General features: G+C 60.6%; 1 protein-coding gene. It reads left to right on the top strand.

What is annotated here, in order from left to right; genetic code table 11:
- Positions 1 to 229: 229 nt before the first annotated feature.
- A partial coding sequence (locus tag AC1DWI_RS26035) for a P-II family nitrogen regulator (protein WP_477726314.1) occupies positions 230 to 523 on the top strand: 294 nt, incomplete at its 3' end.

Raw genomic sequence — 523 nt, 5'->3', positions numbered from 1 at the left:
CACCCGCGTCGAGCGGGTGGTGCGTATCCGTACGGGTGAGGAAGACGAAGCGGCGGTCTAGATAGGCCCCCACGGTCGCTCGCTTCGCGTAGCTCCCTGCCCCCCGAGGGGGCCGCTGCGCCTGCGGCCCGGCAAAGCCGGTTCCGCGGCCCCTGCTGGTGAAGTCACTTGCACGTTGTACGCCGCTAAATGCCTTTTTGACGATATTTAGAATTAATGGAGATATTCAGTGAAACAAATTACCGCCGTCCTCAAGCCCTTCAAACTCGAAGAAGTCCGTGAGGCCTTGGCCGAATGCGGCGTGACTGGTCTGACCGTCACTGAAGTCAAGGGCTTTGGCCGCCAGAAGGGCCACACCGAGTTGTACCGTGGCGCCGAATACGTCGTCGATTTCCTGCCGAAGGTCAAGGTTGAGGTTGTGGTGAAGACCGAAGACGTGGAGCGTTGCGTGGATGCCATCGTTCGCGCTGCACGCACCGGCAAGATCGATGCCATCGTTCGCGCTGCACGCACCGGCAAGATC

Source organism: Polaromonas sp. P3_C2 (assembly GCF_056402675.1).
Note: the sequence above shows the minus strand (reverse complement) of the source record. Positions and strands in the feature narration are given on the sequence as shown.